The organism is Aeoliella mucimassa, from assembly GCF_007748035.1.
Classification (GTDB): domain Bacteria; phylum Planctomycetota; class Planctomycetia; order Pirellulales; family Lacipirellulaceae; genus Aeoliella; species Aeoliella mucimassa.
This window is the reverse complement of the sequence record NZ_CP036278.1, coordinates 4,021,072-4,042,146: the sequence shown is the minus strand read 5'-3', so window position 1 is coordinate 4,042,146 and position 21,075 is coordinate 4,021,072. Positions and strand designations below refer to the sequence as shown.

Genomic DNA, 21,075 nt, shown 5'->3' with positions numbered 1-21,075 from the left:
TGCTCTAACGCAGGGTTTGCGGATCGCCTTCGATGCGAGTGCCGAACGACACTTTGCGGGACACTTCAAACGCGACCCGCTCCAGGTACTCCCGGCGGGGAATCTCGCTGGCGCCTAACCGTCCCGTATGGGGAGTCCATTGCTGCACGTCGAGTAGCCCGTAGCCCCGCGACTTGAGGTGCGCAATGAGCGACGCCAGGGCGGCTGTCGAGGCGTCTCGCTCGAGGTGGAACATGCTCTCGGCAGCGAACAGCCCGCCGATCGCCACACCGTAGGTGCCGCCGACCAGCTGGCCTTCGGCATTGCGAATCTCGACGCTATGGGCGAAGCCAAGATGGTGCAGGTGGGTATAGCCGCGGATCATGTTGGGAGTGATCCAGGTGCCCCCCTCGCGGCCAGGGCCTTCGGCGCAGCCATGCATCACGCCAGCGAAGTCGGTATCGATCGACGCGCGAAACTGCCCGGAGCGAAGCCGGCGGAGCACCCGCTGCGATGGGCGGAAGTCGTCGAACTCGATGATCGCCCGCGGGTCGAGCGACCACCACACCAGTGGTTCGTCGTCGGAGTGTGGCCACGGAAAGATGCCATGGCTGTATGCATCGAGCAGCAACTCGGCGTTCAAATCGCCCCCCATCACCACTGCGCCTTCGGGCGAGGCCGATTCGGGCGGGGGAAAGAACCGGGGCCGTCGGCTCGGCTTGAAGGTCGGTGGCTTGCTACTCATGCCCTAAGCATAGAGACCCGCTCGCAGGGGGGCGAGGGGATTGCCGCCAAAATTGGCAAACGCGTTACCAGGGCATATTGATTTCGGGCAGCAGCTCTTTCCATTCGGCGTTGATCAGCCGCCCGCTGTCGGACTGCTTGGTGTAGCTCACTCGGCAAGTGAATCGCGGTTCGACCCAAGTGGCCGTTTGCGACAGCTTGAGAATCGGCTGACTGGTGATCGCCTTCTGCAACCGCTTGGCAAGTTTGCGACTCTCGTCGGGTTCCAGCGTGGGAGTCAAACTGCCAGCGTAGGTGAGCTTGCCATACTGTTCGGTCGCGAGCACCAGCTTGGCGACCTCTTCTCGATCGTTCAGTTGAAAGCCGACGATCAAGCAATCGGCATCCAAGCGTGGGGTGGCCAACTCGTCGTCGTTGCCGGATGCTTCGTCGCCGGTAATGCCGCCAGCGGCTCCGCCGGCAAAGTCTCCGACCGCTTGTTCCAGTCCATCGTCGTTCGCGGGGCCGTTGGCTGCCGCAGCGGCGATGGCCGATACCAGGCTCTGCTTCGCGGGGGCCTTGATGCCCCAGTCCCACAGGCGGTCCCATTGAATGCCGCCGATGATCAGCACGGCCGATAGCGCCAGCGTCACGCCGCAGGTGCCGCCGATCGCCAGCCAAAGCCGCTCGGGCAGGTGGGCGAAGGTCCGCCACCAGGGCTTGAGCGGCTTGACGAGCAGGTCGAAGATGCCAATGTCGCTATCGGTCGAAGCGGTCATGATGAAGCAGGTTACATGCAGTACCAGCGTGGCCATTAGGCCGATCGCCAGCTGCCAGACTCCCCAGAATTCCAGGATGATGCTTTCGCGGGGGATCAACAGTCGCACCGCGAGCGACATGGCGATGATCACCACGTTCGGCACCGCCAGGGTGGCCGCCCAGCTGGGGATCGACTGCGTGATCTCCTGCCAGGTGTCTTGCTGCTGCGGGGCAGGGGCCGAGTCGGGATTGGCCGCGGCTTCCCACTCGCGGTCGATTTCAACGGTAATTCCGAGCGTCGTGTGGTACCCACACTCAAAGCAAACCGGCTGCTCTTCGTCCATCGGCGACTCGCACCGCTTGCAGCGAGGCCCCTCGTAAGCGGGGTCGAGCGAACCGGTCGCCGGCGTTTCGAGCAAGCCAGCGTTGGAATCCTCTAAATTTGACATCGAAAAGTCTCACGCTGGGAGAAGGAAGGCAAACCAATGCATGGCGTCGCGCCAGATGATTTCTGGCCGATTTCAGACAACCGTAGCTCGTAAAAGGCGGGGTGGAGCGGTCGTTCCGCTCAAAAGTGACCATGAATTTCGGAATGCCATGGAGGCGAAACAAAGTGGTTTATGTCATGTTTCGTATTTTCACCATGGTTCTTTCACGAATGAATCGCCACACGGCGGATTCGTCGTTATAATGAGGCCTAGCTGTCTGATGTCACTGCCCAACATCTTACTAGGCTGATAGCGATGTCTCTTCCCGAGCAAAATCCTAGCGCTGCGCCTCCAGCCAATGCTGAAGGTAGCAATCCTAATTTAACGTTCCTGCTGGTGCTGTTAGTGGTACTGGTGGTCGTGCTGGCGGGACCCTTCCTGCTCGGACGCTTCCAGTACGCAAACACCAAGGCCCGCATGCAGGCCGAGGTGGAAGTTGCCACCAATCAGCTCACCAAGGTGAGCGCGAAGCTCAACGACCTGTCGCTCGCTTCGCGGCTAGTCGCCAAACGGGTTTCGCCCAGCGTGGTGAGCATCCATCGGGCCGATATGCAAGGCAACGAAGGCCAAGGCTCCGGAGTAGTCGTCGATAACGAAGGCTACATCATCACCAATTACCACGTGGTCGAAGGGGCCACGGGGCTGCATGTGATTCTGGCCGACGGCCGAGTCGATTACGAACCGATTGTCGTTGGCGGCGACAAACGTATCGATCTGGCACTGATTAAAGTCAATCAACCCGACCTGATCGCCGCCGAGTGGGGCGAGAGCGATTCGCTCGAAGTCGGCGACCTGGTGTGGGCGGTCGGCAGTCCCTTTGGGCTCGACCACACGGTGACCTTCGGCATCGTGAGTGCCAAGCAGCGTCGCAGCATGACTGGCATTCAGTCGAACCCCTTCCAGGAGTTCCTGCAGACCGACGTGGCCATTAACCCTGGTAACAGCGGTGGACCGTTGGTCGATCTCGATGGCCGGGTGGTCGGTATTAACACCGCGATTGTTGGTCAGGTGTATCAAGGCGTTAGCCTTTCGATTCCCAGCCAATTGGCCCGCGAGACCTACCTGAAGCTCAAAGAAGATGGCTGGATTGAGCGGGGGTACCTGGGGGTCGAGCCGCACATGCTTACCGACCTGCGTCGCCGGCACTACGACCTCAAGCCAGGCGAAGGGGTGTTGGCCGCCAAGGTGTCGTCGCTCACTCCTGCCGAGCGGGCAGGGCTGCGAGCAGGCGACGTGATTCTCAAATGGAACGAGCACAACGCCAGCGATCCGTTCCTGCTCACCCAGGCGATTGCCGACACTCCGGTCGGCTCGAAGGCCCAGATGCTGGTGCGCCGCATCGTGCAAGGCGTCCCGACCGACGTTGATCTCGAAGTCACGGTCGGCGCAGCCCCCCGTCTCGAACGGCTCACGCAGTAACTCGCTTTTCTTCTGATCTGCTCCGGTGTTTGTTCCCGAAGTCGTGCTGCGCTTGATGGTTTTCTAAGGCCGAGGAGCTATGCATCGTCGCTACGCACTTCCGCAGGGCTGCTTTTTCGCGGGTTTGGCGGTGCGTTTCCAAACGCCATCCAAACACTATACTGAGGGCTCGTTACCACCAGGACTTTTGTTGAGCCAAACGGACTTTGCCACCCATGGATTTTGGAGCCTCGCACGACACGAAGGAGCAGATCCGCCAGGCGGTCGACATTGTCGATCTTGCCAGCAACTATCTGCAACTCCGCCGGCAAGGCCGCATCTACGTCGCTCACTGTCCCTGGCACGACGACAGTCGCCCTAGTTTGCAGATCAATCCCGAGCGGCAAACCTACAAGTGCTGGGTCTGCGACATCGGTGGCGACATCTTCAGCTTCCTCATGCGGCTCGAGAATCTCGAGTTCCGCGAAGTGCTTGAGATGCTTGCCGAACGCACTGGTATTTCGCTCGCTGCGACCGCTGCGCCGACCGTCGAGCCTGGCAGCCCTGGCGACAAACGCACGCAACTGGCTGCCATGGAGTGGGCCGCGGGGCTGTTTCAGCAACACCTGCGGCAGTCGCCGCACGCCCAGTCAGTGCTGGAATACCTGGCCGACCGTGGCATCAACGAACAAATGCGGGAGCAGTTTCAGATCGGCTTCTCCGCGCCCGACTGGGAGTGGATGGTTCGCCAGTCGCGGCAAACTCGGTTCTCGCCTGCGGTGCTCGAACGCGTGGGGCTGATCGGCTCCCGCGACGGCGGCGGCTACTACGACCGATTCCGCGGCCGATTGATCTTTCCCATCCGCGACGTTCGCAGTCGCCCGATCGCGTTCGGCGGGCGGGTGTTGCCGCAGTTTGCCGACGATCGCTCGGCCAAGTACGTGAACTCGCCGGAGACTCCGCTCTACAGCAAGAGCGATCAGCTTTACGCGCTGGACATCGCCCGCGATGCGGTGAAGGACACCGGGCATTTGGTGGTGATGGAGGGCTACACCGACGTGATCATGGCCCACCAGCATGGCATTGCCAACGCGGTGGCCTGCTGCGGTACCGCATTAGGCGAGCGGCATTTGCACCTGTTGCGTCGGTTTACCGACCAGGTGGTCTTAGTGCTCGACGGCGACGAGGCCGGGCAGCGACGCACCTCGGAAGTGCTCGAACTGTTTGTCGCCAACCAAGTCGATCTCCGCATTCTTGCGCTGCCGGAAGGCCAAGACCCATGCGATTTCCTGCGGGCCAACGGGCGCGAAGCCTGGCAGTCGCTTATCGACACCGCGGTCGACGCACTTGAGTACAAGTTGCGACAAATCGAAAGCCGGGTGGGGGCGAATCCCTCCACCCATGTGGCAGCCGAAGCGGTCGAAGAAATTTTGGCGGTGCTAGCAAAAGTGAACGTGCAAGCGGGGCAAGCTGGATCGGCTACGTTGGTTCGCGAGAGCCAGGTGCTGGGACGCATTGCGCGAAAGTTTCATTTGCGCGACGAAGAAATTCGCGAGCGTTTAAAGGTATTACGTCGCAGCGACACCAAACTCACTCGCATCGGATCTGATCAATCGATCACTGATAGCACCGAGGTTTCGCAGCCGCCGAGTGCGCAAGCATTGCTATCACGCTGGGAGCAAGAAATCTTTGAATTGGTCTTGTCGGATGCTTCGCTCGTGGGTCCAATCATCACATCCATTCCATTAACGGCAATGGTGAGTCGTCCCGCGATTTGGTTGTATGAGCAGTGCCGACAATTGCACGAAGCTCACCAGCCTGTTACCTTCGACCGACTGCTGGCACTAGCCACCCACGAGCGACAACAGAAGTTGCTCATCGACCTCGACGAGTCGGCAAACGAAAAGCAGGAAAGCGACCACGACGAACGACTCCGTGATTTGGTGGATCATTATCGCCATCAGAATGAACAAATAGTGCGACGAGCCGAAATCGCTCACCTTCGCGAAGGTAAGCTCGACGCAAACCAAGAGGAGGAGTTACTTAGCAAACTCTTCGAAAACTTGAAACGCCGGCAATCAGGGTCTCTCTCCACGGATGGATAGAGTGGTTCGCCGGCCCGGTGACCCTCGGCGGCGGCCCATGAGCTGCCAGGGACGCCAAACGTCACTTCCCCCCCAGTGTGTACAGGATGTACACAAGGAGTTCGACGATGACCCCGCATCTCGATCAAGATCTGCAAGCTCTGCTTGGTGTTGCCAAAGAGCAAGGCTTTCTCACTTACGAACAAGTCGGTACCTATCTGCCCGACGAAACCTACGGCACCGAGCCAGTCGATCAATTGCTGTCGGCTTTGGACTCGATGGGCATCGAAATCGTCGACGATCCCAACGTCCGCAAGTTCTCCGACGTCGTTGCCGCGGCCACCCAGAGCGAAGGCAAACAACTGCCCGACGCTGGCCCGCACTACTCGAGCGACCCGATTCGCATGTACCTTTCGCAAATGGCAGAGATCCCGCTGCTGACGCGTGAGGAAGAAATTGCGATGGCCAAGAAGATTGAGCTGACTCGCAAGCGTTTCCGTCGCAACCTGCTGCGTTCGTTCCACGCGTTGGAAGCTACCGTGAAAACGCTGGAACGCGTGCAATCGGGCGAGCTGCCTTTCGATCGTACGATTAAGGTGTCGCTCACCGAGCACCTGACCAAAGAGCAAGTGCAGGGTCGCATGCCCGGCAACCTGGCGACGCTCCGCTCGCTGATGGAAGCCCAGAAGGCCGACTTCGAGCAACTGACTCGCCGGACGCTGTCGAGCGAAGATCGTCGCGTAGTGCGTCGCCGCTTCCTGCGTCGTCGCGAGAAGATGCTGATCCTGGTCGAGGAGCTGAGCCTGCGTACTCGCCGGGTGCAGCCGTTGATCAAGGAACTCGAACAGTACAGCCAGCGGATCGACCTGGTACGCGACCAGCTTCGCGAACTGAAGGCCGACGATGCTCCCAGCGACAAGATTGATTCGGTCAAGGCGGAGCTGAAAGCCTTGCTAATGAACGTGTGCGAAAGCCCTGCTTCGCTGCGTCGCCGAGTCGCGCTGCTCAAAGAGCAGTACCGGGCTTTCGAAGGGGTGAAGCGCGACCTGTCGAGCGGTAACCTGCGTCTGGTGGTGTCGATCGCCAAGAAGTATCGCAATCGCGGTTTGTCGTTCCTCGATCTCATCCAGGAAGGCAACACCGGCCTGATGCGTGCGGTCGACAAGTACGAATATCGTCGCGGTTTCAAGTTCAGTACCTACGCGACTTGGTGGATTCGCCAGGCGATTACCCGAGCGATCGCCGACCAGGCCCGCACCATTCGCATTCCGGTGCACATGATCGACGTGCTGACCAAGCTGCGTAACACCTCGAAGATGCTGCAACAGAAACTCGGCCGCGAGCCTTCGATCGAAGAGATTGCGACCGCAGCGGAAGTACCGCTGGACGAAACCGAACGCGTGCTCGACATAGGTCGTCACCCCGTGAGCCTCGATCGCCCGATCGGCGACGGCGAAGACTGCAGCTTCGGCGAGTTCGTCGAAGATCAGCACACCGAGAGCCCTCACAAACTCGCAAACAACGGCTTGCTGCGGGATCAGATCGAAGAGCTGCTGAAGACCCTGACGTTCCGCGAACGAGAAATCATTCGCCTGCGTTACGGCCTACACGACGGCTACAGCTACACGCTCGAAGAAGTCGGACGCATCTTCAAGGTCACCCGCGAACGCGTGCGTCAGATCGAAGCCAAGGCGGTTGCCAAGCTGCAACACCCGGTCCGTAGCCAGATGCTAGCGAGCTTTGTGCCGCAACTGCCAGTGGCCGCCTAAGCCGCCATTCGAGAAATCGCAGAACCATCGACGGCCGCAGGAGTTTAACTCCTGCGGCCGTTTTTTTTATGGTTTGGTCGCACGACTGGTTGACGCTGGCTGGTCGCCATGGTGAGTTAAGGGAGGACTCGCATGAAGTAAGTAGCAACGAAGTTAGGAACCAGGCATGCGGACGCTAGCAGTTGGCGACATCCATGGATGTTACCAAGCGCTGACGACTCTCGAGTCGTTTGCGCAATTTGAAACGACCGATCGCATCGTGACGCTCGGCGACTACATCGATCGCGGACCCGACTCTCGGTTGGTGATCGACTGGCTGATCGAATACGATCAGCGCGGGCAGTTGGTGCCGCTGCGGGGCAATCACGAACTCATTCTGTTCGCAGCCCGCACTTCGCCGGTGCACTTCCGCGATTGGCTCGTGTGCGGCGGCGACACCGTGCTCACGTCGTATGGCATCGAGACCCTCGACGACCTGCCGGAGGAGCATTGGCAGTTCCTCAGCACCCGCTTGCGGGCGTACTACGAATTGCCTACTCACTTTTTTGTGCACGCGACCGCGTACCACGATCGCCCGCTCGCCGAGCAGCCCGATTACATGTTGTACTGGGAGCGGTTCGACGCGCCGGAGCCGCACCAGTCGGGGCGGACCATGGTGTGCGGGCACACCGCACAGCGTTCCGGCGTGCCGCTCGACGTGGGGCACGCGGTTTGTATCGACACCTGCGCGTACGGCGGCGGCTGGCTCACCTGCTTGGATATCGCCAGCGGTTGGTGTTGGCAGGCGAACGAGGCCGGCAAAACACGCAGTTTCTGGCTTGCCGACGGCCCCCATTAAGCCGGCACGCTGGCTGCGTACCGCGGTACACAGTCGCCTGGTAAGGCCTCAGGGGCTTGGCAATTCGCCGCGATCGCGGGATAAAGGTAGGATACGACTTATTTAATTCACTCACCGAAGTTGCTCAGGTTATGGCCGCTACTGCCGCTACGCTTCGCACCCTGCATCGTATTCACGTTCAACTTGCCGAACTTCGCGACCGCTTGGATCGCGGGCCACGGCAAATCGCGTTACGCCAGCAGAACGTCGCCGCTCGCGAGGCCGACCTGCAGGCCGCCCACGAAGCGGTAAAGCAAGTCAAGCTGCGAGTCGACGGGCAGCAACTCGACCTGAAGGCCTCGGAGCAGCGAATCGTCGACTGGAACGCGAAGCTCAACGCGTGCAGCAGCAATAAAGAGTTCCAGACCCTCAAGGAGCAGATCGCTGCGGCCGAAATGGCCACCAGCGTGCTCTCGGATGAGATTCTCGAAAACCTCGAGCGCATCGACAATCTCGGTGAGAAGGTCGTCAAAGCCGAGTCGGATCTGAAAGCCACCGAGGAAGAGCTGGCCAAGATCACGGAGAAGGTCGAAGCCTCGGCCGAAGTGATTCGCGGCGACATCGAGCGGCTCGAGGTCGATCTGGCCGAAGCCGAAAAAGGCATTCCCGCCGACTTCCGCACCGAGTACGACCGGGTGATCAACCACAAAGGGGCCGAAGGCATGAGCGAAGTCGAAGACGGCGTCTGCAACGGCTGTGGGCAGAAGATCACCCCCAACATGCACAACGCCCTGTTGATGTCGCGCCCCACGTTCTGCGGCTCCTGCGGACGGTTGCTGTACATTCCGGAGTAGCCGTCGACCCTCCCTCGCAGGCAGCTCGCATGTCGGACCGTTTGCCGAATCCCTACCAGTCGCCAGAAGCGGCAAGTAGCGACGCTGCTGAGTCTGACGAGTCGCGTCGGCCAGCAAGGCTATGGCTGATCTACCTCAACCCGCTCGGCTTAATACTGACCGCCGGATGGGGCTTTAGCGTCCTGTGGTTGCTTGGCCAGTACCAGACCATGAGCTGGATACCACTGCTCCCAACCATCGCTTGGTATGCGTTCGGGTGGGTGGCTGCCTGCTATCAGCTCATCTGGGCGGTGGCCCTTTTGTTTGATCGGCCGAAGGAGCCCTGGCCGCACCATCTGCTCTCGGTGCTCCTCGCCTGTGGATGCTACGTCGCGATGCTCGTGCTCGGCCTGGTTGCGCTCACGCCCGTGGGCTGAAACCCGCGGGCGCTGGTGGGGTGATTGCCGGGGAATCTTCGCGTTTCGTTCCCCCACCGAGACCTAAACGGGGTTTACATGCCATCGTCCCCCCGTAAAATAATGGAATCTTCACAAAAGACGGGTACCCGCCTGGGTGCCCGTCTTTATTTTGAATTTGGTGCGTCGGTGAGTAAGTGGGTAGGTAGTCGATACCTGCTCACTTACGCACTTACTCACCAAAGAAGCCAGAGCCAAGCCCGCCCCGCGTTGGCGGTACAAATCCATTTCGTATTGTGTCAGGAGTTGAACGATGAGTGCCCGTGTTCCGATGACCCGCAGTGGTTACGAAAAGATCAAAGCCGAGCTCGACCACATGGAAAACGAGTTGATGCCTGAGATCGAAAAGCGGATCGCAGAAGCCCGGGCCGAAGGCGACTTGAAGGAAAACGCCGAGTACCACGGCGCTCGCGAGTCGCAAGGCATGCTGCAGGCCAAGATCAACTTGCTGAAGAGCAAACTGCAGCGGGCCGACATCGTCGACACATCGAAGCTTCCCAAGGACGAAGTCGTATTCGGCTGCACAGTCAAGGTGAAGGACCTCGACTTCGGTGACTCCGAAGAGTTCACCCTGGTCGGCGAAGGGGACGAAGACTTCGACGAAGGCAAAATCAACGTCGCCAGCCCGCTGGGGCAGGGGCTCGTTGGCAAGAAGGTCGGCGAAGTGGCCGAAGTCGAAGTGCCGGCTGGCATCAATCGTTTCGAGATCCAGGAAATCCGCTTCGAGGAAGAGTAGCCCCCCATTGCGGTGGAGCCGACGCTCAGCGGATCGGGGTTCACGATCCGGTTCGTGAAAAATGACGACCCATCGTAAGAACGCCCGCTCCCCATTTCAAGCGAAAACACCCCGCTCGGTAGAAAGTAAATAAAAAATATAAAACTTGGTAACCGCCGGCATTCCGTAGGTATAAATGAGTACTGGCTGGTGCTTGGCGGAACCAGATTTATGTTTGCAACGTGCTTTCTTTAGAGGTGTGATCCAATGAGTTGGAGTTTCCGTCCTGTGCTGGCGCTTGTCGCTGGCCTGCTGGCCCTGGCGGCCGTTCCTGCGAGTGCTTTCGAGCTAACGCAGTCTTACACTATCTCCCCACAAACCCTGGCGGGCCCTTCCGACACCGCGCTGAATGGGGTGCCGTTCAGTCTGAGTGTTGATGTCGATCAGTTTGATCCCGCGCTTGGTGCGCTGACGAGCGTCGTGGTCGACTTCGACATGGACTACCTGCTCGAAGGCACTACCACCACCGGCGGGAGCCTCTCCGGCAGCGTCGGCGGCACCCTGTACTGGGACTCGCAAGCCTTCGGCGGCGGCGGCAATGGTATCGGCGGCGGCGGGGGACCTGGCCCACTCTTGCTACCCTTCGAAGTAGCCGGCGTTGCTGGCGGTCCTTCGTTCAACACCGCTTGGGCAATCGGCACTGGCACCTCGTTGCTCGAATACACCGGTACAGCTAATGTGACTCCTACCGGATTCGAAGGCAACACGCTCGGCCTGGCAGCCGGCACGTTCGAAGTCACCTACACCTACGTTCCCGAGCCAAGCACGGTGCTGCTGCTGGTCGGCGGATTGGGTGCGGTTGCCTTTGCCGCGCGTCGTCGCTAACGAGGGTCCCCGCGCACTCGTTGCTTAAAACCATCCACAAGCCCCGCTAGTCGCGACGACTAGCGGGGCTTTTTCTATGGGTTTGGTGAAGGAGCCTACACAACTCGGCGACTTGTCGCTCTCGGCCGCCGCGCGATTGTTGCCTGGGGTTTCGCAGCCGCGTAGACTGAGGAGACCCCAACGGAGGACTATCGTCGTGAAGAGTTGTTATCCCAAAGCGGTGACTAAAACCTTGGCATTCGCTTGCGTGTTGCTCGCCAGCTGCGCGGCTCGCGCGCAGCAGAATCCAAACGGGCAGTTGCCAGTTACGTCGTTTCCGCACCCTTATCTGTTTCTGATTCGCGATCCGCTGGTGCTCGACGAGTTGAAGCTCACCAGCAGTCAGCAACAAGCACTCGCCGAATTGAACGACGGGTTCGACGCCGGGTTGTGGTCGATGCGCAACAAGTCGGCTGAGCACATCGCCCAGACCATCGAGCAGTCGACCACCAAAGCCAAAGAGACGCTCGCAAAGCTGCTCTCCGCAGAGCAGTTGCAGCGGATCGCGGAAATCGAGCGGTGGACCCTCGGCACCCGAGCCTTCTTAGGCGACGATCTGCCAGCGGAGCTCGATCTGAACGACGGCCAGCTCAAGAGGATTCGCCAGGCGATGGAAGAGTCCGAGCAGAAACTAAGCGATTTGCGGGCGGAGTCGACCTCGCCCGAAGCCCAGACGAGCTTCGACAAGAAAGCCCGGGCGCTGAAGACCGACGAGCAAAAGAAGATTCTGGCGGTCATCTCCCCCGAGCAGCGAGCCAAGTGGGTGGAGTTGCTCGGCAAGCGAATCGACGTCGCGAAGCTCGGGCGGGTGAAGTTCAAAGCCCCTCCGCTTTACGGTGAAGGAGACTGGATCAATGCGTCGCCGATGGCCGCCGAGCAGCTCGAAGGCAAAGTGATCGCGCTGCACTTCTACGCGTTTCAATGTATCAACTGCAAACGCAACCAGCCGGCTTACCGGGAATGGCATCAGGCGTTCGCCGATCAGGGGCTAGTGGTGCTCGGGGTGCATACGCCGGAGCTGTCGTCGGAGCGCGAGGTGGACCGCGTTCGCCAAAACGCCCGCGACGCCGACCTGCAGTTCCCGATCGTTACCGATAACCAGAAGCAAAACTGGGACGCGTGGGGCAACTCGATGTGGCCGAGCGTCTATCTGATCGACAAGCAAGGCTACGTTCGCTATTGGTGGTACGGTGAGTTAAACTGGCAGGGGGCCGAAGGCGATAAGTTGATGCGGGCCCGCATTGCCGAACTGCTCGACGAGTAATCCCGATCGACGTTTCCCCCAGGGGCGATGGTAAACCCTGGTCGATCGACTTGGCTCGCGGTGGCCGACGATCGAAAGGAAGCCGACGATGTCGCGATACCACGATAACAACACGTTTGCGAGCGATCCGCTCGAACTGAAACTCGATCGCACGCGATTGCAGCGGATGCATCCCGAGGGTTTGCTGAGCCGCTTGCTGGGGCGACGCCGGCAGTTCATCGAGATCATCGACGAGCATCTTTCGTTTGGCGACTCGCGGGCGGCGGTCGTGCTGTCGCGGGTTCCCTTGCGGGTGAGTGCCTACAGCGACGAGCTCGATTGCTCGGTGGTGCTCGAGTTCGACAAGACCGCGGCCAAGGTGATTCTCGACCGTTTTCCAGAGCTCCGCGTGGGCGATCGCCTGATCACGGTCAACACCTACGCCCGCGGCGATCAGCCGGTCCGCGATCTGTGGAACGGTCCCGCCAGCTACCACCGCTACGGAAACTTCTTTCCGGTGATCGCGAATTTCTACGCGGTCGATCTGGCACCTGTCGCCAAGCGGACCGCCGCGATCGAAGACGCGGAGTTTCGCCGGTGCGAAAAGTGCGCGGAAGAGTACCTGCTGATCAACGACGACCGCGCGCGGAACGGCTCGCCGTTTCTTAGCAGTATTCCGCTGTAACACAATTCCATCAAAGCTGCTGGTGTGGCCAATCTGGCTGATCATGTAAACTGGGAACCCAAGAAGCAACCAAAAGGCCAGCACGCTAGCCTTATTCTCGCGGCGGTGGATGATGCTGCCGAAGGTGAAAGCCCCAACGAATATCAGTGGAAAGTGGCCGCGACATCATCTGTTCCCGAAGTACTTAGGAGGTGCGGTCGACCAAACGCTAAAGCAAATACCACGTAAGCTACACGAAAAGTGTCATTCTGCACTCGATAAGTGGAAAGGCGGTAAGTATGCCCGCTCAAAGGGTGCAGGCCACTTCAGAGATGTTGACAAGAAGAATCATGACAGACCCGCAGGACTTCTTTAATAATGACGAAGGCGGCAAGTTCAGTAAGTACCTATCTGATTTCGAGCAGGCCGTCCGTGAGTCTGGTTATTAATAGTAGAGGTGAAAACTATGCCTAAGAACAGACCAGCAAGCGTGGTGCTGCTTACTGCTAAGTCATCCCGTGGTAGTGTGGTCGAAGAACAGCAAATCAATTACGATATGTACTTCGGAGACGGAGTAAAGTTGATTGACTCGGCAGAGTACAGAGCGGCACGAGGTATCGCTAGAGTTCATGGTGAAATCTACGATTCTGCCGGATCGCTACAGCAAACCTTCGATAACGTTTACGACAACATGGGAAAGTACTCTGGCGGGAAAACAGTTCACGATGATGGAACAGTCATCGAGGACTAATGGTGTGTTTCCTCGCCGAACCGATGAGGCCGTGAGGTTGGTACCCACCAAAATCACAGCCTATTCTCTGCCGATGAGGGAGAACATCGTGTCGTTATCTAGATGCCAAGCTCGATAGCGATGCTGTCCCCCAAAAAAAGGTGTGCTGAATTCCATCGGGGTGTCCACTACCGGGCCTCGCCGCCGACTTCGCTTGCGGCGAATTCTTGCCCGATTCTCTGTCCATTTTTTGCTAGGAAATGGCCACCTGACTTGCTACAACAACTAGTGCGCATGTGTTCGCATGTATAGTTAGTGTTGTCGCAAGAAAGGACCCAACCATGGGACGAGTACGAGTGCTGGATGAGACCAAAAAACGGGAAATTTGCACGTTGCTGACCGCCGGGATGAGCTACCAGCGGATTGCCAGCTACGTGGGGTGTAGCCGCAAAACGATTGTGAACGAGCGCCGGGCCGACGAGGGGTTCGACCAGCGGTTGCGGCAAGCGCGGGTAGCACATGAGTTGAACCCGCTGCATGCGATGCGCAAGTTCGCTGCGACTCACTGGCGGGCGGCCGCCTGGATGCTGGAACGCGAGGAACGCCTGGAGCGGGCGCGGCGCGAGGAGCGGCGTCAGCAGCGGTTGCAGCCGAGCGATATCGAGCAACTTGCCCAACGAGCGCACGATCTGGTGAAGCATGCGGATATCATCCAACTCACCGGGCAGCCGATCGCCGAGCAGGTGGCCCAGTTGATCCGCGATGCGGCCGGCCAGCAGGAGTCGGCTTGCCGTGCGGATGTAGACGATTGGGAGCTAGATGACTGGGGAGATGGCGAATGGGACGCTAGCGAGTTGGACAACGAGGAGTTGGACGAGGGCGAAGTGGACTGCGACGAGCCCGATTCCGAAGAGCCCGCTTCGAACAATCTGGAGCCCGAGGAGACTGTGGAGCCCGAGGAGACTGAGCCTGAACGCGAACCGTTGGAGGTCGCCGACGAAGCTCCCGAAGAGCCAGCCGAAGCCTGCGATGCGTCGTCGCCGGCGGTGGAGGAGGCTGAGAATAGTTTCCCACGTGGGAATCTATCGACGGAGGATTCTCCCTCGTGTGCGACTGAAAACCGCGTAAATCCCGAGGAAAACGTCGCTTCGGAGCTGTGCGAAATAGATTCCCACTCGATCGAGTTGGCCGAAGTGGGAAACAATCGCCCGGATAGTCATTCGCCGGTCGGGGTGGTGAGCGGTTTAGCAGTCGTTCCAGACCAGCGACTTGCCTTGCCGCAGGGCGTTCAGGGCGAGTAGCCCGCACAACACGAGTCCTATCGCCAGTACGGTACCAGTGCCTTCCCACACGGTAAGTTGCATCCGCTGAAGGTCCGTCTTGTCCATGCCGTAGAGCACGCGCCAGACAATCGCAGTGAGCGGCAGCACAACGATCATGCATTGCATCCACGCGGGGAACTTATACGAGAAGTAGTACGCACACGGAATCACCAGCAGCGTGAGAATGGTCGCGAACATCAGCCCGAACACGATCGCTCCGGTCAATGGTTGCCAGAACTCTGCGCCGCCGGAGATGTTGAGCATCAGCGGCAACAACCCGCCGCACGTAGTGACGGTAGTCAGCAGCACCGGACGCAATCGATTGACACCTGCTTCGACCAGCGACTGGCGAACCGAAAGCCCGCGCTTGCGAGCCTGGTTGGCGAAGTCGACCAGCACGATGGCGTCGTTCACGACGATGCCGGTTAGGCTCACGAGCCCGATGAACGTGGCCAAACTAAACGGCGAGTCGGTAGCCCACATACCGAGGATCACCCCGATGAAGCTGAGCGGAACCGTGCACATGACGACCACTGCCTGGCGGAAGCTGTTGAACTGCATCACCAGAATCGCAGCGATCAGAATCACGGCAATGATCATGCTGTTCAGCAGGTATCCGAAGTTTTTGTCGCGTTCGTCGTTCTCGCCGGCGAACTCGGCTTGCACTCCTTCGGCATCGCTCGCGGCTTTGCCGATGAACTGCTTGGCGTACCCCTCCACGGTTTTCTCGGCTCCCTCGACCGGGCGAAAACCCATGGCCGGCAGCACTTCGGTGGCGAGCACGCCGAACACCTCGGCTGGTTGCTTTGAGTCGTCGACATCGCAGTTGGTGATCACCGCGCGATTGCGTTCGTATCGATTCACGCTAAACAGGTCGACATCGCGATTGAGTTTCGCAAGTGAACCGATCGACGCTTCGCGACCATCCGGGCCGGTGAGCAGCAAGCGTTTGAGATCTTCCGGGTGCTTCTGGTACTCGGGAGCGAGTTGCAAGCGGAGGTTGATATCTTCGTCGTCGAGGGTGATTTGCACCGCGGTGTCGCCGGCGATGGCGGTTTGCACCGCGCGGGCGATTTGCATTTCGGTAAGCCCTGCGAGTCCCACGACTTCGGGCTTGGGTTCGATGATCAGCACGGGAGCATCGTCGCGGTAGTCGGTTTTTACGTCGAGGGTGCCGGGGATTTGTTTCAAGCTGTCGCGCGTGGTCTTAGCAATATCGCCGAGTTGTGCGACGTCCTTGCCGGTGAAACGCACGGAGACTTTCGCCCCGCCGGGCGGGCCGTCCTGCACTTCGGCAATGGTCATTTTCATGCCGGGCAGCAGTTCGACGTTCCGGCGCAGGTAGTTCATCACTTCGCGGGAGTGCACCGTGCGATCCATCGGCGGAACGAGTTCCACTTGCACCTGGCCGAACTCGGGTCCGGTCGCGGGATCGTCGTCGACGCGCGTCGCCATGGCCGACGCAGAACCTACGGAAGTCACGTAATTTACGAGAATGCCAGTTTCTTTCCAATCATCCAGTCGATCGGTAATCACCTTGGAAGCAGCGAGGGTTTCTTCGATGCTGTACCCGAGCGGCAATTCGTACTTGACGATGAACTGTCCGCGATCGCTCGCAGGAAAGAAATTGAAACCGAGATGCGTCATGAGCTTACCAGCCCCGAACACACCGATCGCACACCAGATGATGATGAACAGCGGAGTAATGCCTTGCAGCGATTCACGCAGCACCCACGCGTACATGCGGGTGAAGAACCCGATGTTCGGGCGGACGCGGGCCGCTTCGTGCGATTCGTCGGCTTCGCTGGTTGCAGTGAGCTTCGCGAACGCGCCGGCTTCGTTGGCTTTCGGCTCGCGCCGGCTATACCAACGGGCAGCAAGCGTGGGAATGATGAAGTGGTCGACCAGGATCGAGCCGACCAGCGCGACGCTCACCACCTTAGGCATGACGCCCATGAAGTCGCCCATGATGCCGGGCACGAGTAGCATCGGCAAGTACGCAGCAATGGTGGTCATGTCGGCTGCGATGACCGGCAGCCCGACTTCTTCGATGCCGACCTTCGCGGCGTGCACTGGTTCTTCGCCACGTTCGATGTGCCGGTGGATGTTCTCGGCCACGATAATCGCGCCGTCGACGACCATGCCGAGCACGAGGATAAAGCTGAAGACCACCATGTTCGAGATGGGAATGCCGGTGGCGTACAGGAACACCAACCCTACAGCGGTACTGAACGGAATCGCGAGCAGCACGAGCAGCGAGATCCGCAGGCCCATCGTCCAACCGAGGATGATGAGCACCAGCATCGCTCCGAACACGGCGCTCGAGCCGAGCACGCGGAACATCACCCAAATTTCGTCCGACGCACTCCGGGAGGTATAGAATTTGAGATCAGGATATTGATCGCGGAGGTCTTCGACCTTTTGCTTCACCCCGTCGGCGGCGCCGAGCGTGTTGATGTCGGCTTCCTTGTTCACGACGATCGTCGCGGAACGCTGCCCGTTGAGCTGAGCCAGGTTGAGCACCTTGCGGTGGGTATCGACCACCTTGGCAACGTCGCGAACGCGAATCACGCGCCCTTCGGCGCTGGTGACAATCGCTTCGCGAATGTCGTCGACGCTGCGGAGTTTCGACTCGTTGCGAATCTGACGATCGAACTCGCCGGTGGTGAACGCCCCTGCGGGAACCTCGGCATGAAAATCCGACAAAGCCTGGCGAAGCTGACCGAGCGACACATCGTACTGCACCATGCGATCAGGATAGACGTCTACATGGATTTCACGCTCCTTGCCGCCGAACAGCTGCGTGTTTGCAACCCCTTCGACGGTTTCGAGCTGCTCCTGTACGTCTTCGGCGATCTCCTTGAGCGTGCGATCGTCGACTGCGTCGGGCGCGGTGATGCTCACCAACATCAGCGGCATGTTCTCGAAGTCGATATCGGTGATCACCGGTTGCACTTCGCGACCCGCGGGAAGCTCGTTGCGAATTCGATCGACCAGGTCCTTCACTTCGCGGCGGGCGTCGTCGGGATCGACATCGTCGAGAAAAATGATCTGCGTGACCGACGAGCCGCGCATGTTGGTCGAAGCCAGGTAGTCGACGCTCTGCAGTTCGCTGAGGGCGTCTTCGACTTTGCGGGCGATTTCGTTTTCGGCTTCGCTCGGCTGCGAGTCGGGGTAGGGGATCGCGACCAGGATCACCGCTTTGCTGATCGCGGGAGCACGCTGCACCGGAGTCAGCAGGCAAGCGAACACCGCCAGCAGCATGACAAGCAGTGTCAGCACGGTAACGATCCGTGGTCGGTCGATGGCGTAGTTGCTGATCTTCATCTGGGCGAGCTACCGCTGGGTTTGAGCCATCGAGTCGTCGGACGATTCATCGGTCGGCCCCGCGGTGCTGGTCGCCGACTCGGTGTCGGTGATTCGCACGTGCTGACCATCCGACAAACGTTGATGCCCGCGAACAACAACCTGCTGCAAGTCGACCGTGGTCGAAGGAACGAGCAACGTATCGCCTTGGTCGATCCACTGCTCGAGCAACACCTTGTGAGCGGTCGGCAGCAGCACCTGGTCGAAGGTCCAGAACATCACCTGCAGAGGTTCGTCCTGCTCCTCGAGAGCAAACACGTAGGTTTCGTCGCCACGGAACAGCACGGCCGATTCCGGAACCCGGTACGCGCTCAGGCGGTCGATCACCAGTTCGGCGGTCGCGACCATGCCAGGACGGAGCAGCCGGTCGGGATTGGGCACTTTGATTTCGACTTCGAACAACCCGGTTCGCGTATCTGCCAGCTCGGCGATGCGATACACCTGGGCGCTGATCATCGGCAGTCGGCCGCCGAAGCGGTCGCGAGATTCCAACTGCACGCGGGCGCGGAACAGGCGGGCTTCTTCGTCGTCGGTGTTGGTCGCCTGGGCTTCGCGCACTGCGAGGGCGCGTTGCTGAAGCTCGGTGATTTGCGACTCCGGCACATCGATCACCAGCAGCACGTCTTGGTTCTGGACCAGCTCGAACACGGTCTCGCGGCTGTTGACCGACTCGCCTGGCTCGGCCAACCGGCGGGCGATCGTCGCATCGACCGGCGAGTAGAGCACCGCGTCTTGCAGGTTTTTGTTTGCGACCTCCACCGCGGCTTTGGCCAGGGCTTCGTTGGTCAGGGCTTCCTGGAACTCCGACTCGGTGATGCCGCCGAACCCGCCGGCACGGACTTCCCGGGCGCGGGTCAGGTCGCTCGAGGCTTGCTCCAGGTTGGCCGCGGCTTCGGCCGCCTGGGCACGCAGCACGCGATCGTCGATTCTGGCGAGCATCTGCCCTGCAGTCACTCGGCTACCATCGTCGAGCGGCTGGCCGTTTTCGTCCTTGCCGAGCTCAACGATCTTGCCCGCTTGCTCGAAGCTCAGCGAGTAGGTCTCCCAAGGGCGGATCTTGCCGCTGAACTTGGTGGTCACTTCGCACAGGGTCGCCTCGACTGGGGCGACCGCCACCAGCGGTTTCTGCTGAGCGACCACCGGCAGCGGGGCGGTAAGTTGTTCGCGGGCGCGCTGAGCAGCGGAATCGTCGCGCATGCTGACCCAAACCATGATTCCCAGCGCAAAGACGGTAATCACCGTGAGCGTGACGTAGCGGACCAGGTAGTGCGTCCAGTTGGACATCGAAGGAGACTCGCAGAAAAATACGGCTTACAGGGCAAGCTCTTTATATTAGTCGCCAGTTTCGATACCGACAACGGCGCTACGCGTCGCCGAGTATCTGTTTCACGCGATCCTGGATGGCTTCGACCCCGACTCCCGAGACCAGGAACACTTTTTCCGACGAAGTGGCCCCTCGCACGAGATCCAGCTGCGACTTGCTGCAGCCGAGTAATTTGGCCAGCACTGCTGCAATCGCCTTGTTGGCTTTGCCTTTTTCGGCGACCTGGGTCACCGACACCAGCAGGGCCCCCTGGCGGACGCCGGTCGCTCCGTTCACACGCCCGCCGGCCCGGGCTTTCACCGGCAGCAGCACCGCGTCGCCTTGGATTTCGAGATCGAGCATGGCAAGCGTCGCCGCAGGCCTCAGGATTTGAGCAGCATCAACACCATGGTGCCGATCGAGATGCTGTTGATCAGCATGTGAGCGACAATGCACGGCACGATGCGGTGGGTGCGTTGGTACAAATAGCCCTGAAACAGAGCGAACACAAACAGCGGAATCGGACTCGGACCCGAGCCAAGGTGAGCCAGGCCGAAAAAGAACGACGAAGCCAGAATCGGCCCCCAGCCAATCCCCAGCCCGGGCAAGGCTCCCTGCCCGCTTGGTGGTTCGGGGGGGAGGACTGTCAGATCGGGTTCCAGTTCTTCCCACACTTCGCTCCCTCGCCCGATAGTCGGCGTCGGCGGCGGTTCGGCCGGGGCGGCGTCGGCCGCGGCAGTATCCACCGGAGATGGAGCCGGAATCGGTTCCTCGCTCAACTCCTCGGCGAGCGTGGGCTCCACCAATGCTGGCGGGGGATTCAGCGCGCGATGCTCAATGTGTTCGAGTCCCCCCTGCATCAGCAGGCGGAACATGATCTCTTCCAGAATAGGAGCCGCAATCACCGCGGAAAAGCCGGCCGCGATGAACACCCGCATGTCGGGGTTCTCCATCATGCGGTCGAGCAACGGATGTCCCGGGGGGATGCCGAGCACCATCACGCTGAGCACCTGGATCACGTAGACCGGCACCAAGCAGGTGAACCCCGACCACAGTCCGAGTCCTATATCCTCGAAGAACTGAGTCACCGAGCGAGGCATACCGAAGTCGCGACCTCTGGCGCCGCAGGTGATCACCAGCAGCACGATCACGCCGAGCAACAAGGCGAATTGGAACACGATGAACGACACCTGCGAGTCGAGAAAACTCGTGGCATCGAACTCGGCGACTTCCTCCACCGGCGGTTGCAGCCGCTTGGTGATGGTCGACAGCACCGCAGCACTGGTCAGCAACATCGCTGGCAGCGCGGCTCCCCAGCCCCACGGAACCGGGCGTCGTGGTTGATGGCCAAGTACGTAGCCTTTAGAAGTCCACCGCGCGATCCAGATCGCACAACTCGCGAGACTCGCCAGCAGCACGAACGACAACACCATCGCCGCGAAGGGCGAAACTTCCAGGTTGGCTTGGTCCATGGTGCGGCTG

At 60.0% G+C, this 21,075-nt stretch carries 18 protein-coding genes; 12 read left to right on the top strand and 6 right to left on the bottom strand.

Translation table 11 applies throughout. The features are described from left to right. Positions 1 to 4: 4 nt before the first annotated feature. Both aat and Pan181_RS15725 read right to left on the bottom strand, forming a co-directional pair. A complete protein-coding gene (gene aat / locus Pan181_RS15730; RefSeq protein WP_145247989.1) occupies positions 5 to 724 on the bottom strand; it encodes a leucyl/phenylalanyl-tRNA--protein transferase in 720 nt (239 codons plus the stop codon). A 64-nt stretch (positions 725 to 788) separates the two neighbouring features. Further along, on the bottom strand, positions 789 to 1,910 hold the full coding sequence (locus Pan181_RS15725; protein ID WP_145247987.1) for an ATP dependent DNA ligase: 1,122 nt from the start codon (positions 1,908 to 1,910) through the stop codon (positions 789 to 791). Between the two features lie 294 nt (positions 1,911 to 2,204). On the opposite strand from Pan181_RS15725, the gene Pan181_RS15720 reads away from it, so the two are divergent. The 12 genes from Pan181_RS15720 (at position 2,205) to Pan181_RS15665 (ending at position 14,903) form a co-directional block, all read left to right on the top strand. Beyond that, complete coding sequence (locus Pan181_RS15720; RefSeq protein ID WP_145247985.1) at positions 2,205 to 3,368, top strand: S1C family serine protease; 1,164 nt, start codon at positions 2,205 to 2,207, stop codon at positions 3,366 to 3,368. Between the two features lie 215 nt (positions 3,369 to 3,583). After that, complete coding sequence (dnaG, locus tag Pan181_RS15715) at positions 3,584 to 5,452, top strand: DNA primase (RefSeq protein WP_145247983.1); 1,869 nt, start codon at positions 3,584 to 3,586, stop codon at positions 5,450 to 5,452. Between the two features lie 107 nt (positions 5,453 to 5,559). Continuing rightward, positions 5,560 to 7,200 carry a sigma-70 family RNA polymerase sigma factor gene (locus tag Pan181_RS15710; protein ID WP_145247981.1) on the top strand — a complete coding sequence of 547 codons (1,641 nt, stop codon included), beginning with the start codon at positions 5,560 to 5,562 and terminating at the stop codon, positions 7,198 to 7,200. 166 nt (positions 7,201 to 7,366) lie between these two features. Further along, positions 7,367 to 8,038 (top strand): metallophosphoesterase family protein, encoded by a 672-nt coding sequence (locus Pan181_RS15705; RefSeq protein ID WP_145247979.1) that lies wholly within the window; start codon positions 7,367 to 7,369, stop codon positions 8,036 to 8,038. A gap of 131 nt (positions 8,039 to 8,169) precedes the next feature. Next, positions 8,170 to 8,871: a zinc ribbon domain-containing protein gene (locus Pan181_RS15700; protein ID WP_145247977.1), complete on the top strand. Its 702-nt coding sequence runs from the start codon at positions 8,170 to 8,172 to the stop codon at positions 8,869 to 8,871. A 29-nt stretch (positions 8,872 to 8,900) separates the two neighbouring features. Then, positions 8,901 to 9,287: a hypothetical protein gene (locus tag Pan181_RS15695; RefSeq protein WP_145247975.1), complete on the top strand. Its 387-nt coding sequence runs from the start codon at positions 8,901 to 8,903 to the stop codon at positions 9,285 to 9,287. A gap of 292 nt (positions 9,288 to 9,579) precedes the next feature. Then, positions 9,580 to 10,062: a transcription elongation factor GreA gene (gene greA, locus Pan181_RS15690; RefSeq protein ID WP_145247973.1), complete on the top strand. Its 483-nt coding sequence runs from the start codon at positions 9,580 to 9,582 to the stop codon at positions 10,060 to 10,062. Positions 10,063 to 10,308: 246 nt separating this feature from the next. After that, entirely contained in the window at positions 10,309 to 10,926 is a 618-nt protein-coding gene (locus Pan181_RS15685) for a PEP-CTERM sorting domain-containing protein (protein WP_145247971.1), read from the top strand. Between the two features lie 196 nt (positions 10,927 to 11,122). Continuing rightward, positions 11,123 to 12,229, top strand: a complete 1,107-nt coding sequence (locus Pan181_RS15680; RefSeq protein WP_197528405.1) for a redoxin domain-containing protein — start codon at positions 11,123 to 11,125, stop codon at positions 12,227 to 12,229. A gap of 88 nt (positions 12,230 to 12,317) precedes the next feature. Continuing rightward, positions 12,318 to 12,893, top strand: coding sequence for a hypothetical protein (locus tag Pan181_RS15675; RefSeq protein WP_145247968.1), 576 nt, complete (start codon positions 12,318 to 12,320; stop codon positions 12,891 to 12,893). A gap of 445 nt (positions 12,894 to 13,338) precedes the next feature. Next, positions 13,339 to 13,623, top strand: a complete 285-nt coding sequence (locus Pan181_RS15670) for a hypothetical protein (protein ID WP_145247966.1) — start codon at positions 13,339 to 13,341, stop codon at positions 13,621 to 13,623. A 320-nt stretch (positions 13,624 to 13,943) separates the two neighbouring features. Beyond that, complete coding sequence (locus Pan181_RS15665) at positions 13,944 to 14,903, top strand: helix-turn-helix domain-containing protein (protein WP_145247964.1); 960 nt, start codon at positions 13,944 to 13,946, stop codon at positions 14,901 to 14,903. On the opposite strand, the gene Pan181_RS15660 is transcribed toward Pan181_RS15665, so the two are convergent. The 4 genes from Pan181_RS15660 to Pan181_RS15645 form a co-directional block, all read right to left on the bottom strand. Next, positions 14,847 to 18,251, bottom strand: a complete 3,405-nt coding sequence (locus Pan181_RS15660) for an efflux RND transporter permease subunit (protein ID WP_145247962.1) — start codon at positions 18,249 to 18,251, stop codon at positions 14,847 to 14,849. The genes Pan181_RS15665 and Pan181_RS15660 overlap by 57 nt on opposite strands. A gap of 9 nt (positions 18,252 to 18,260) precedes the next feature. Continuing rightward, the gene (locus Pan181_RS15655; RefSeq protein WP_145247960.1) at positions 18,261 to 19,574 is read right to left on the bottom strand and encodes an efflux RND transporter periplasmic adaptor subunit; all 1,314 of its coding nucleotides are present in this window, start codon (positions 19,572 to 19,574) and stop codon (positions 18,261 to 18,263) included. A gap of 79 nt (positions 19,575 to 19,653) precedes the next feature. Beyond that, positions 19,654 to 19,956: a DUF167 domain-containing protein gene (locus Pan181_RS15650; RefSeq protein ID WP_145247958.1), complete on the bottom strand. Its 303-nt coding sequence runs from the start codon at positions 19,954 to 19,956 to the stop codon at positions 19,654 to 19,656. A 20-nt stretch (positions 19,957 to 19,976) separates the two neighbouring features. After that, positions 19,977 to 21,065 (bottom strand): CPBP family intramembrane glutamic endopeptidase, encoded by a 1,089-nt coding sequence (locus Pan181_RS15645; protein ID WP_145247956.1) that lies wholly within the window; start codon positions 21,063 to 21,065, stop codon positions 19,977 to 19,979. Between the last annotated feature and the right edge of the window lie 10 nt (positions 21,066 to 21,075).